The following is a 13689-nucleotide window of genomic DNA, read 5'->3' as shown; positions in this document are numbered from 1 at the left end:
ACTTCTCTTATCCTAAACGTTGTCGCGCATCTGCAGAGCGCTTAAATGCTTGTCCAACGTAGTTTATACTCAACATCAACACTAAAATTAGAATTGACGCGGGTAACCAAATCCATTGTCGATTCACTAAAACTTCACCATTACTTGCATAACCGATCAATGTTCCTAAACTAGGTACATTAGCTGGCAATCCAAAGCCTAAGAAAGTCAAAGTGGTCTCGATCCCAATATTTGCCGCAAAGTTCATTGTTAAGTTGGTGATGATCAATGAACTAAGGTTTGGCATGATTTCACGGAACATGATTTTGAAATCACTTGTTCCCATCGTTTTTGAAGCACTGACATAATCACGTCTAGCTTCTGATAACGTCTTACTTCTGAATAATCGGGCTTTAGCAACCCAATAAAATGCACTCATGATAAAAATAAATGACCAAACGTTATAGCGCGAAATGATCGAAACAAACACGATAATGATCAACATGATCGGTAAAATCATAATAAAATCAACAATACGCATCAATACGTTATCAATGATCCCACCATAAAACCCTGAAAGAATTCCAAGTCCTACTCCGATGATCGACGTAATGATCGTAATCGCAAAACCGATCATCACAGAGTTTCTTGCTCCGATGATCAATTGACCGAAGACATCACGTCCACCTTCATCTGCTCCTAAAAGGAATTTTGATCCTTGAGAAGAGATGGCGCCAGGTTCAGCATACTTATCAAAAATACTAACAAACATTACTTTATCTTGGTCAATAAAGATCGCCCCGATAAAAATAACTAATAGTAAAACAACTAACAAAGCCAGTGAAAAAATGGCTACTTTATCTTTTTTGAATTCTCGTGCAATCATTCGTATACCCATTGGTGGGATACTTTCTTGCGCAACTTCTTTGTTTTTATCACTCATGATCGATTCTCCCTTCTGTTTGATTTTTTTATTGGATTCGTATACGCGGATCAACAATGCTCATGATAATATCTGACAGCAGTGTTCCGACGAGCGTTGCGATTCCTAAAATCAAGACTAAGGCTGTGATTACGGTATAATCACGTTGACCGATTGAGTCAATAAACAATTTTCCGACACCAGGATAACCAAAGATTTTTTCGATAACGACAGAACCAGCAATCAATGAAGTGATTTCATACCCCATTTGAGATGCCATCGGCAATGCTGCATTACGGAAAATGTGACGACTGAATACTTTGTTTGTCGGCACCCCTTTGGAACGAGCTGTACGTACAAAGTCTAAGGATTTCGAATCAATGACTTCACTTCGTAAATACTGGATCGTTACTGCTGTGGCTAAAAAGGCCTGTGTGATCGATGGTAATAAAATGTATTGCAATCGATCCATCCATTGAGCGAAAAATCCTCCCTGGAAACCTAAAGTCTGAGAACCACTTGTTGGGAACCAACCTAAACGATAGCCAAAAACAAACAACATGATCAATCCGAAAATGAATAATGGAACAGCAAAACTGAAGAAGTTATAAATAACAACAGCTTTGTCCAAAATCGAATTTTGGTATCGACCAGCTAACATACCTAGTGGTACAGCAATCAAGTACGTAATAATAACAGTTAAAATAGATAAATATAAAGTATTGACGATTCGTTCTCCAATCAAAGAGGAAACCGAACGCTTATACAAGAAACTTTGTCCAAAATCACCTTGTAAGGCATTTCCGACCCAACGGAAATATTGTTCATACCAAGGATCATTCAAGCCCGCTGCCTGACGCATCTGCTCGATCACAGCTGGATCTTGGTTTGGGTTGATCAATCCTGTAAACGGATCTCCAGGCATGGCTTGCGCTAGCATAAAGATCAACACACTAAGAATGATCACTTGTGGGATCATCAAAAGAACTCTTCGTAGAATCGTTTTCCACATTAGCTAGCACCTCCATCTTTCAACGCTACTTTGTGTGTAGTGGTTAGTGTACGTAAATCATACACTCGCCCTGCTGTATCGTAGTAATCTTTTTGATGTTCGATATACTCACGTTCAACATTTCGTCGGTTTTGTTTTTGTATTTCCCGATTGTCTACATCAATTCGTGGAATCGCAGATAGTAAGCGTTTTGTGTAGATGTGGCGCGGATCATTATAGATATCTTCTCGTGTACCGATTTCAACAAATCGACCTTTGTACATGATCGCGATGTTGTCACACATGTGTTTTACGACACCCAAGTCATGAGAGATGAATAAATAGCTCAAACCAAATTCTTGTTGGATGCGTTTCATAAAGTTCAATACTTGTGCCTGAACAGATAAGTCTAGGGCAGATACAGGTTCATCAGCAACAATCAATTTAGGATTCGTTGCTACTGCTCGGGCAACCCCTAAACGCTGTCTTTGTCCACCAGAAAATTCATGAGGATATTTGTATAACGCATCTTCTGGCATCCCAACGATGTCCAATAAGCCTTTGACTTTTTTCTTTTCTTCCTGATCGCTCAAGCGTTCAAAGTTACGGATCGGCTCAGCGATAATGTCCAGTACTCGTTTTTTAGGATTTAAACTAGACATTGAATCTTGAAAGATCATTTGGACGTCTTTGTTGTAGCCGATTTTTTTGCGGTTACTTCTTTTCGTGACGTCTTTTCCTTCATACATGATTTGGCCAGAAGTCACTTTTTCTAGGCCGACAACCGCTTTTCCGGTTGTGGACTTCCCAGAACCTGATTCTCCAACTAGTCCGTATGTTTTTCCTTTTTCAATAATAAAATCGACACCGTCTACTGCATAGACATGGTCTGTTACTCGGTTGAAAAACCCACTGCGAATAGGATAGTGAACTTTCAAATCTTTGATTGTAATTAATTCTGACATCTACACCTCTCCTTTTTCGTCTCTAAAGTGGAAATGTTTATAACATGAGCAACGTACCATATGATTCGGTGCGATTTCATGCAAGACTGGATTTTCTTCGTGAGCGCTTGCTGGGATCCAAGGAATCCGTGGCGCAAATCGGCAACCTGTTCGTGGCATATTTTTTAATGAAGGGACTACGCCTTCAATCACATGTAACTCTGCCTCGTGATTTCCTTCTTGTGGAATCGAATTTAGCAATGATTGTGTATATGGGTGTTTTGGATTTTCAAATAACTCTTTGACTCCTGCAACTTCAACAAATTGTCCACCATACATCACAGCAACACGATCCGCCATTTCAGCTACGACACCTAAATCATGTGTGATCAAGATGATCCCAGTTTTAGTTTCTTCTTGTAAATCTTTCAGTAAGTCAAGGATCTGTGCTTGGATCGTTACGTCCAAGGCAGTCGTTGGTTCATCCGCGATAATGATCGGTGGCTTACATGCAATCGCAATCGCGATGATCACCCGCTGTCTCATCCCACCTGACAACTCATGAGGATACTGACGTCCAACTCGTGCAGGATTCGGAATCCCTACTTGTTCTAGTAATTCTAATGCACGTGCTTGTCTTTGCTCAGCAGTCATTTTTGTATGGTAAGACAAACCTTCTTTGATTTGGTCTTCAATTCTCATCAAAGGGTTTAGTGCAGATAATGGATCTTGAAAAATCATCCCAATATCATTTCCGCGGATCTTGTTATACAATGTTTCATTTAATTCAATTAAATTTAAATCATTGTACATGATCTCCCCTGTGATCTTTGTATTGTTAGGATCTAATAATCCCATAATCGTTGTAGCTAACGTACTTTTCCCGCAACCAGACTCACCAACGATGGCTAAGATCTCGTTTTTATCTAAAGTAAAAGAAACGTCGTCTACTGCATCGTAGTATTCATCTTTTAGACGGAAGCCTGTGTGTAGGTTCTGAACATCTAATAATTGGTTATCTGACAATCGAATACCCCTCTCTGCTCCCTCGATGGAAGTTTTTAATAAAAAAAATAATCCTACACTGAATAACAACTTAGCAAAAAAAATTAAATAAGTAGCATTCTAAGGAGTGTGTAATTAATTATTAATAATTATATAGAAAACCGTTTTATATTGCAAGATTATTTCACACTGTTGCCAGAATTGTCTGAAAAATCTTACGTAGCTATGTCAGCTCCTAAAGAAGATTAAAAAAAAATGAGGTATGTGGCTAACCTTCTCTTTATCCTACTATTTTTATAAATTAAGAATCATTATAAAAATCTGCAAAAATCACTTTTTATATAAAAAACAGTTTTAACCTAAGAGGTGTCATATTTTATAAAAGCATAATTATACAATACATACGAAATAGATATGTTGTGAAACTACCTCTTTCTATCGAATGTTGTGACATATTTCTTCTCTTTAAAAAAACTCTTTTTTTTAAATAATTATGACTGAAAAAGCCAAGAAACCATGAAATAGCTAAACTATTTCTGACTTCTTGGCTTTGAGTTGAAATTGGCTTTTGCCAATTCATTCATCAGTTGATGTGTATTTATTCAATTTATTTCAAGTGTTTGCTGATATAATCCACGGCACCGCCGACTGTTTCGATTTGTTCAGCATCTTCATCAGAGATCTCTGTACCGAATTCATCTTCCAGTTCAAGAACAAATTCCATGATACTAATTGAATCAGCTTTCAGATCATCTTTAATGTTCAATTCATCTGTCACTTTGTCTGTATCCATTTCAAAGTGATTTGAAATGATTTTAGCTACCTTATTAAATACTTCTTCGCGCGTCAATTTTTTCACCCCCACAATTCTTAGAACTACTACGTTTTCTTCACCATAGCTAATTTTACTGACAATTTTTTGGAATGTCCACCCTTTTTTCTCCATCAGCTTGTCAATTCGTAGAAAATTTAGTCCTCTTTTTTCTCAAATTGCTCCACCAGTTGTCCTACAACATTGGTTTCAAGCATTGTATGGATTTGACGGATCGTATAGCGAACTGCATCTGGTCCAGTTGCACCATGCGTTTTGATAACTGGTGCTTTCAATCCAAATAAAACAGCTCCTCCATGTTTTGAATAGTCCATTTCAGATTTCAAAGAGCGCAAACCGTCTTTTAGCAGTAATGCACCCATTTTACCTTTGATGCCTTCATTCAAGATGGCAGATTTCAATAAGGTCATCATATTCATCGCTGTGCCTTCAATGGATTTCAACACTGCATTTCCGGTAAAACCATCGGTTACTACGACGTCTGCCACACCATTTAGTAAGTCACGCGCTTCCACATTGCCAATGAAGTTCAAGCTTGTTTCATTTTGCAAAAGTTCAAAGGCTTGTTTTGTCAATTCACTGCCCTTAGTCTCTTCCGTCCCATTATTGAGCAATGCGACACGAGGTCGTCCGATACCACGAACTTTTCTTGCATAAAATGACCCTAAAATACCATATTGTAAAAGATGCTCTGGTTTGTTTTCTGCATTTGCACCTAAATCTAGCATATCAAACCCTTCGCCTTCTTTGCCAATAACTGGCAATGTGGACATTAGTCCAGGGCGTTCGATGTTTTTGATGCGTCCAACAATAAACAAGCCAGCTGCTAGTAAGGCTCCTGTATTTCCTGCTGAAAAAATCGCATCTGCTTCCCCATTTTTAACTGCTTGGGCAGCTAAAACCATTGAAGCAGTTTTCTTGCGACGGATCGCTTTAACTGGTTCGTCATCACTATTGATTTTTTCGTCAGTATGGACGATTGTGATATTTTTTTCGTCTGTCAAATATTTTTTGATCTCTGATTCTTTACCGTAAAGAACAAATTCCAACTCAGGGAAATCTTTTTGTGCTAGAGCGATTCCTTCCACAATGGCTTGTGGTGCGTGATCTCCGCCCATTGCATCTACTGCAATTCTCATTATTATTTCCACTCCTTGTCATCATTTTGAAAGTATTGATAATCTGTTAATCAAAATAACGATTATCTTGTTCGCCTAATTGCAACTTGGCTGTTAATGGTTGATATTCAGGTAATAACTGCCAGTCTTTGATTTGCCAGATTGCCGCAGCTTCTTCACGGGCAACCTCTAAGACATTCCCATCTGTTACTAGATCTGCGATCGCAAATTCTGGCAAGCCGGATTGACGGAAGCCAAATACCTCTCCAGGCCCTCGTAATTCTAAATCCTTTTCACTCAAGATAAAGCCATTCGTGGTCTCTGTCATGATTTTCATTCGTTCGACACCCAGTTCATTTTTCGGATTTGCCACGAGGATACAATAAGAAGCCTCACTTCCTCGACCGACACGCCCACGCAACTGATGCAGCTGAGCTAATCCAAAACGATCCGCATCCATGATCAACATGACCGTTGCATTCGGCACATTGACACCGACCTCGATCACTGTGGTTGACACTAAGATCTGGAGTTGATTTTCTTTGAATGTTTCCATGATCTGATCTTTTTCTTGATTCTTCATTTTACCATGCAACAAGCCAACTTCATATTCTGGTGCAAATAACTCACGAAGTTTTTCGTAAATTTCCACTGCATTTTTCACATCTAACGCTTCGGACTCCTCAATCAATGGACAAATCACATACATTTGATGCCCTCTGCGCAATTCTTTATAGGTCCATTCTAGCACGCTATCTAATTGAGGTGTTCGGACCCATCTTGTTTCGATCGGAATCCGTCCAGCGGGAAGCTCGTCGATTACAGATACATCCATTTCGCCGTATGCTGTAATTGCTAAAGTTCGAGGGATAGGGGTGGCAGTCATAAACAACACATCTGGACGCCAACCCTTCTCACGCAATACTTTTCGTTGGTTCACGCCAAAACGATGTTGCTCATCGGTGATCACTAAACCCAGATTTTGGAATGCGACACCTTCTTGAATCAGTGCATGTGTTCCCACAACGATATCGATTTCCCCATTTTCTAACCGTTCTAATAGCTCGCGACGTTCTTTTGCTTTCGTTGATCCGGTCAATAACGCAACGGTCACTTCATTTGGGTCAAATAATTGGGATAAACTTTCCACATGTTGTTGCGCCAATATTTCTGTTGGGACCATCAACGCTCCTTGAAAGCCAGCAGTCACTGTCGCATATAAAGCAATCGCAGCAACAACGGTCTTTCCACTTCCCACATCCCCTTGCAACAAACGCTGCATATGGTGTGGATTACGGAGATCACGGCAAATTTCATTAGTGACACGTTTTTGTGCCGTCGTTAATTCAAACGGCAACTTTTTCGTAAATTGTTTTAATCGTTCCACATCATAAAGGATCTCTAAGCCATTCTTTTCAGACTTTTCGGCTTTTTTCAGTCCTTGTAACTGCATCTGGAAAAAAAAGAATTCTTCAAAAACAATCCGTCGTTTGGCTTGATGATTTTCCTCATGATTTTGCGGAAAATGCATACTTCTTACAGCAGTTGGACGATCAAGCAAACGGTATTTTTCAATTAAAGATAGTGGTAAATTTTCTTCAATCAAATCACCATACTCACTAAACCCTCGACGGATCAGATCGACCAGTGTCGTTTGGCGAATGGATTTGTTGACATGATAGATCGGAGAGAAATCATCTGGACTTTGCGAACCAAGGATCTTCATCCCATTTAGTGCTTTACGTTTCGCATCCCATTTCCCATAAACTGCGATTTCTTCAGATAAAATGACTTTATCTTTCAAATAGGGCTGATTGAAGAAAGAAACATTGAATACTTCATGTTCTTGCATCATTCGAAACTGCAGACGGCTTTTTTTGTAGCCAAAACGACTCATTACTGGCGGAGAGACAACTAACCCTTTTAATGTAACTTTTTCTTGGTCTTGGATTTCGTTTAGATTTCTTTCTTGGATATCTTCATAACGAAAAGGATAGTAAGTTAATAAGTCTTCGATTGTATGGATGCCTAGACTAGCCAAGCTATCCGCTCTTTTTTGACCAACACCTGCCAGCACTGTGACTGGATCAGCTAACGAACGCATAAGATTTCCCTCCTTTAACAAAAAAAGGAACTTGGTCAACGATTTGCAAATCGTTGACCGAAGATCCTTTCAAATGATTTTCTGCTTTATCTATCGGCTTCAGGCTGTATTATTCAGCAGAAAATAAATAAGGATAGACAGGTTGATCTCCTTGATGGATCTCGATTTCTAACTCAGGATATTTGTCGCTCAGTTGAGCCGCAAATGCTTGTGCTTGCTCTGCAGACCCGTCTTCTCCGGTTAATATCGTGACGATCTCAGTATCCTCGTTGATCATTTGCTCTAATGTAGCAAGTGATGTCGCTAAGATTTCTGGATTAGAGATCACGATTTTCCCATCGATCATCCCTAAGAAATCACCTTCTGTGATTTTCACTCCGTCGATCATCGTGTCGCGGATCGCATGTGTCACTTGACCACTGACAACACTTGAAAGCACATCTGTCATCGTTTCTTTATTTTCTTCTAACGTTGCTTGTTCATTGAAGGACAACATCGCTGTCAATCCTTGAGAAACTGTTTTTGATGGAACAACAGCAACTGGAAGTTCAGCCACTTCAGCCGCTTGATCAGCTGCCATAAAGATATTTTTGTTATTCGGTAAGATGATGACTTTATCTGCATTCACTTCATTGATCGCTTTCACGATATCTTCCGTACTTGGATTCATCGTCTGTCCACCACTGATCACGTAGTTTGCTCCTAGACTTTCAAATAACTCTTGCACACCTTTTCCGGCTGCGATGGCAACGATCCCGTAAGGTACACGAGGCTTCGTTTGTGCGACCGGCGCTGAAGGGGCTTGGTCATGTTCTAAGATCGTTTCATGTTGCAAACGCATGTTGTCCACTTTGACTTTCACTAGGGAACCAAATTTCTGTCCGTAATTCATGACTTCCCCAGGGTTTTCTGTATGAACGTGTACTTTGATGATTTCATCGTCATTGACCACTAACAGGGAATCCCCAAGGCCATCTAGATAGTTACGAAACTCTTCATAATCAAATGTACTATCTACAGTTGGACCTTCACCGATCTTCACCATGATTTCTGTACAGTAACCATAATGGATATCCTCAGTTGCTAACTGACCTTGCACACTACGATGATGCTCTGCATTTACCATATCGTCCATTTGAGCAGGAGATGGTTCATAGACCTCGTCTGCTTGGTATTCACCATTCAACGCAGTTAAAAAACCTTCGTATACGAATAATAGTCCTTGACCGCCACTATCAACAACGCCTACTTCTTTTAATACAGGCAATAAATCAGGTGTTTTTGCTAACGCACGTTTCCCACCTTTAACGACCGCAGTCATGACTTCGATCACATCATCTGTTGATTTTGCTTTTTTCTCACCAGCTTTGGCAGCTTCTCTTGCGACTGTCAGGATCGTTCCTTCGACAGGTTTCATTACTGCTTTATAAGCTGTTTCGACCCCATGAGTAAAAGCTGCAGCTAAATCTGTTGCTGTCAAAACAGTCACATCAGGGATTTGTTTTGAAAAACCACGGAACAACTGAGATAAAATAACCCCAGAGTTTCCTCTTGCCCCCATCAATAAACCTTTAGATAACAGCGCTGCTAATTCTCCTACCTTTTCAGAGGTAGAATCAACAACGGCTTTTGCACCACTTGTCATTGATAAATTCATATTGGTACCGGTATCTCCATCGGGAACCGGGAATACATTTAGGGAATTGACGTATTCTGCATTTTTTTGTAGCCGATTCGCACCGGACTGAACCATTTCCTGGAATTGGCTTGCACTAATTTCTGTTACACTCACCTAGATAATCCTCCTTCAGATCGACTGCTGAACAGTCAGCAAGTCTCCTGCCTAGTCTGGCAGTACACGAACACCTTGCACGAAGACATTTACTGAATTGGCTGTAACACCTAGTAAAGTCTCCAAGTTATATTTCACTTTTTCTTGGACATTACGAGAAACTTCTGAAATTTTTGTGCCATAACTAATGATTGTATAAACATCTACTGCGATCCCATTAGCTTCTTGGCGGACAACTACTCCTCTTGAGTAATTTTCTTTACGCAAAATTTCAGTGATATTATCTTTGATTTGATTCTTGCTAGCCATTCCTACAACACCAAATACATCTGTTGCGGCACCACCAACAACTGTTGCGATGACATCATTGGTAATTTCAATGGTTCCAGCTGACGTTTGAATTTTTACAGCCATGAATGAGCCTCCTTAACGGGTAAAATATTCCCATTTTTCTACTATCACATTTTATCATAGCGTCAACCGAAATAAAAGGTTGTTCCCTTAAAGTACTCAAAAACCATTGAAAAAAATTAGGAAAAGACTTTGTTCACGTTACAATTAATCACTGAAAATGTCAATCAATTCTATGAAAATATGCTTGCAAATTCCTACGCCATATGATATGTTATTCTGGTATGAGCTGAATTTACTATTGCTCCAAATCAAGGCAAAGGAGGAAATTTACATGGCAAAAGTTTGTTACTTTACAGGTCGCAAGACAAAAAGTGGAAACAACCGTTCACATGCGATGAACTCAACAAAACGTACAGTTAAACCTAACTTACAAAAAGTTCGCGTATTGATTGACGGCAAACCTAAAAAAGTTTGGGTGTCAACTCGTGCGTTGAAATCAGGAAAAGTTGAACGCGTATAATTGAATGAAATGATTTGAACCGTTCAACAAAATGAACGGTTTTTATTTTTTGCGAATCATTATCAAATGAGAGACATTTCCTCAACTACATGAAACTTAAGAAGAAAAAATAAAAAAGGCTTAAAACAATCAATCACCCAGATAATTGTTTTAAGTCTTCTTTTATGTGCCACTATCCCTCAGATAGTGATAAGTATATGTTTTTTTATAATTGTTACAAATAAAACGTAACGTATTTGCAAACGCCTGTCAACACTTTATTTTAAAGTAGAAAGTGTTTTCTTATTTTGTGTTATTTTCTTAATGTAAATGTAATTTAAACTCACAAATGTTATTTAATTTCAAATGTAATTTTTTTATGAATTTGGTTGTATTTTCAGCAAGTAAAATCATGAATGTGATAAACTAATGATAACTTCAAATAGAAATTTGGTGACTGAATTGTAATGAAAACAACATTGAAAAAATTCTTAAAAGAAAACGGCCGCTATGCAGCTGCTAGCTTCTTTATCCCTTTGCTGATTCTTTTATTGGTTTATTTAAGTATCGGTATTTATCCAGGAAGTGATCGGAGCATCTTGGCTAGTGATGCTTTCTCACAATTTTCAAACTTTCATGCAAGCTTCCGTAATATGTTGTTAGGGAAACAAAGCATTTTTTACACGTGGAATGCCTCACTTGGCTTAAATTATCTATCATTGATTTCTTATTATTTAGGTGGACTTTTCACACCACTCGTTTTATTGTTCCCGAATCAATTGATGCCAGATGCCTTGTATCTCATCACCTTACTAAAGGTTGGTTCAGCAGGTTTATCCTTCTGGTTTCTAGCGCGTACCTATCGCATTCCACATTGGGGGCAAGTCGCATTAAGTGTCAGTTATGCGTCGATTTCATTTATCACTGCCCATTCAGAGATCATCATGTGGTTAGACACCTTCGTCTATCTTCCTCTGATCATTTTAGGTATCCATCGTGTGATGGACCAAAAGAAACCTATTTTATTGTTTGTTAGTTACTTGCTTTTGTTCTTATCCAGTTTTTATATGGGCTTCATGGTCGGGGTCTTCTCCTTTTTATACTTTGTTACACGACTACTGACGAATTGGCGGAGGTACAAAGGAACGATTTTACCTTATGGGATCACCTCTTTATTAGCAGGAGGTGCATCGATGGTGATCATCCTGCCTGCCATTCTCGATCTACGTGCCAATGGCGAAGCGTTGACGCAGATCACTTCATTGAAGACGGAAGCAACTTCTTATTTAGATTTATTGATGAAAAACATGGTGGGTGTTTATGACACGACGAAATATGGATCGATCCCATTTATCTATGCTGGGTTGTTTCCTTTAGCATTATGCCTCTTGTATTTTGTCAGTCGCAAATTCCCCTTGAAAAATAAGTTGTTGTTCGGTGGGCTATTCGCGATCTTGATTGCTAGCTTCTATTTCGTTCCTTTGAATTTATTCTGGCATGGGATGCACGCACCAAATATGTTCTTATTCCGTTATGCCTATCTCTTTTCATTTCTCGTACTCTTGTTAGCGGCTCATAGTTGGGAACAGCTACAGGAGAAGGATCAGAAGCGATTGCTAGGCGTCATCATTGTACTAGCTACTGCTTTTGCTACAGCATGGGGAATCAAACCAGATGGCAGTTACACGTATGTCACGCTCACATCCTTTGTTTTGACGTTAGTCTTTTTAGCGCTCTACGCATTGACGATTGGTTTATTCCAACAACACCCATTTGATCTGAAACGTTTGAGTATTCTTCTGTTACTATTGATGACAGCAGAAGCCGCAGTCAATACCAACAGTATGATCCATGGCATTCTCGATGATTGGAATTATGCCTCAAGAAGTTTGTATACCGAACCTTATCCTGAAATCAAAACGTTAGTTGATGCCTCGAAAAAGGATTCCGATACGTTTTATCGATTAGAAAACCTTGATCCTGTTTCACCGAATGATTCGATCAATTATGGTTATAGTGGAATCAGTATGTTCTCCTCAATCAGAAATCGTAACTCTTCCTCTTACTTGGATACTTTAGGCTTCCGTTCTAGAGGAACAAATTTGAACATTCGCTACAATAATAACACCTTGTTGATGGATGGATTTACGGGAATCAAATACAATATTGCTAAAAACGACAGTAGCTTTAATAAATACGGCTTCCAATCCGTCGAACAAACGGACAACTATACTTTGTACGAAAATAGTAATGCTGTGCCATTAGCCTTTAAAGCACCTTTGACGATCAATAAGATCGAACAGCCGATAGGTGATAATCTAACTAGTCAAACAAATTTGATGAATGCTCTTTCTGGGTTGAATCAATCATTCTTTACGTTTTACAAACCAACCCTAAAAAGTCAACAGAACACGAAGATCACAACAACGACAAATGGGGTCACTTATAGTGAAACAGCGAATAATCAACCAAAAGAATTGACTTGGGAAGTCCAAGTACCTGCGAATACCCAAGCATATCTCAGCCTGTTTCCAACGAATTTCGCACAGTTAGAAAGCTCTACAGCAACTATTACCGTCAATGGCGTATCTAGAAAATCTCAAATTAACATTACTGGCCAATATTATGATTTAGGTTATTACCCACAAGACACAACAGTTACCTTCACTGCAAGCTTCTATGGGACCAAAGAAGTCAGCTTTATGGAACCACAAGTGGTCGGACTTGATGTCGTAGCGTATCAAGCCGCAATCAACCAAATCAGAAATAACGGTGTAGAGATGACTACTACCGGTCGAACAGCTACAGGAAAAGTAACCGCGACTGAAAAAACGATGATAGCCACGACTATCCCTTATGATGGTGGTTGGACCGCTAAAATCGATGGCGAAAAAGTTCCTGTGAAGAAATTCCAAGATGCCTTTTTGATGGTGGAAGTTCCTGAAGGTGAACATACGATTACTTTTAGTTACATGCCAAAAGGATTCATTCCTGGCTTACTTCTCTTTATTGGATGTATTGCCTTGTTTATCTTGTATCTATGGTACCTTCGTAAACGTCAGCCGTTTCGCGGCGTTATTGATCCTATAAACGAAAACGATGATCACCGTCCAAGACGTGAACGTCGTCGCGTAAGATAAAAAAAGCGT

General features: G+C 39.2%; 11 protein-coding genes. 2 read left to right on the top strand and 9 right to left on the bottom strand.

Annotation, left to right across the window (positions count from 1 at the left end; all coding sequences use genetic code 11):
* Positions 1-7: 7 nt before the first annotated feature.
* From HZ311_RS08140 to HZ311_RS08100, 9 genes are all read right to left on the bottom strand, one after another.
* Positions 8-922: an ABC transporter permease gene (locus HZ311_RS08140; RefSeq protein WP_010734434.1), complete on the bottom strand. Its 915-nt coding sequence runs from the start codon at positions 920-922 to the stop codon at positions 8-10.
* A gap of 28 nt (positions 923-950) precedes the next feature.
* A complete protein-coding gene (gene opp4B, locus HZ311_RS08135) occupies positions 951-1913 on the bottom strand; it encodes an oligopeptide ABC transporter permease (protein WP_010734435.1) in 963 nt (320 codons plus the stop codon).
* Positions 1913-2857 carry an ABC transporter ATP-binding protein gene (locus HZ311_RS08130; RefSeq protein WP_010734436.1) on the bottom strand — a complete coding sequence of 315 codons (945 nt, stop codon included), beginning with the start codon at positions 2855-2857 and terminating at the stop codon, positions 1913-1915. Before HZ311_RS08130 ends, opp4B begins: the two co-directional genes overlap by 1 nt.
* Entirely contained in the window at positions 2858-3862 is a 1005-nt protein-coding gene (locus HZ311_RS08125) for an ABC transporter ATP-binding protein (protein WP_010734437.1), read from the bottom strand.
* A 586-nt stretch (positions 3863-4448) separates the two neighbouring features.
* A complete protein-coding gene (acpP, locus tag HZ311_RS08120) occupies positions 4449-4691 on the bottom strand; it encodes an acyl carrier protein (RefSeq protein WP_023518907.1) in 243 nt (80 codons plus the stop codon).
* A gap of 119 nt (positions 4692-4810) precedes the next feature.
* Positions 4811-5812 carry a phosphate acyltransferase PlsX gene (gene plsX, locus HZ311_RS08115; protein ID WP_010734439.1) on the bottom strand — a complete coding sequence of 334 codons (1002 nt, stop codon included), beginning with the start codon at positions 5810-5812 and terminating at the stop codon, positions 4811-4813.
* Positions 5813-5858: 46 nt separating this feature from the next.
* Positions 5859-7895 (bottom strand): ATP-dependent DNA helicase RecG, encoded by a 2037-nt coding sequence (gene recG / locus HZ311_RS08110; protein WP_023518906.1) that lies wholly within the window; start codon positions 7893-7895, stop codon positions 5859-5861.
* A gap of 109 nt (positions 7896-8004) precedes the next feature.
* Complete coding sequence (locus HZ311_RS08105) at positions 8005-9687, bottom strand: DAK2 domain-containing protein (protein WP_023518905.1); 1683 nt, start codon at positions 9685-9687, stop codon at positions 8005-8007.
* A gap of 51 nt (positions 9688-9738) precedes the next feature.
* The gene (locus HZ311_RS08100; protein ID WP_010720424.1) at positions 9739-10101 is read right to left on the bottom strand and encodes an Asp23/Gls24 family envelope stress response protein; all 363 of its coding nucleotides are present in this window, start codon (positions 10099-10101) and stop codon (positions 9739-9741) included.
* A gap of 271 nt (positions 10102-10372) precedes the next feature.
* On the opposite strand from HZ311_RS08100, the gene rpmB reads away from it, so the two are divergent.
* Together rpmB and HZ311_RS08090 are read left to right on the top strand one after the other, a co-directional pair.
* On the top strand, positions 10373-10561 hold the full coding sequence (gene rpmB / locus HZ311_RS08095) for a 50S ribosomal protein L28 (protein ID WP_010734442.1): 189 nt from the start codon (positions 10373-10375) through the stop codon (positions 10559-10561).
* A gap of 446 nt (positions 10562-11007) precedes the next feature.
* Complete coding sequence (locus HZ311_RS08090) at positions 11008-13680, top strand: YfhO family protein (RefSeq protein ID WP_137071905.1); 2673 nt, start codon at positions 11008-11010, stop codon at positions 13678-13680.
* The last annotated feature ends 9 nt before the right edge of the window (positions 13681-13689 follow it).

This window comes from Enterococcus mundtii (genome assembly GCF_013394305.1).
GTDB classification, from domain to species: domain Bacteria; phylum Bacillota; class Bacilli; order Lactobacillales; family Enterococcaceae; genus Enterococcus_B; species Enterococcus_B pernyi.
This window is presented reverse-complemented; position numbering and strand designations above follow the sequence as displayed.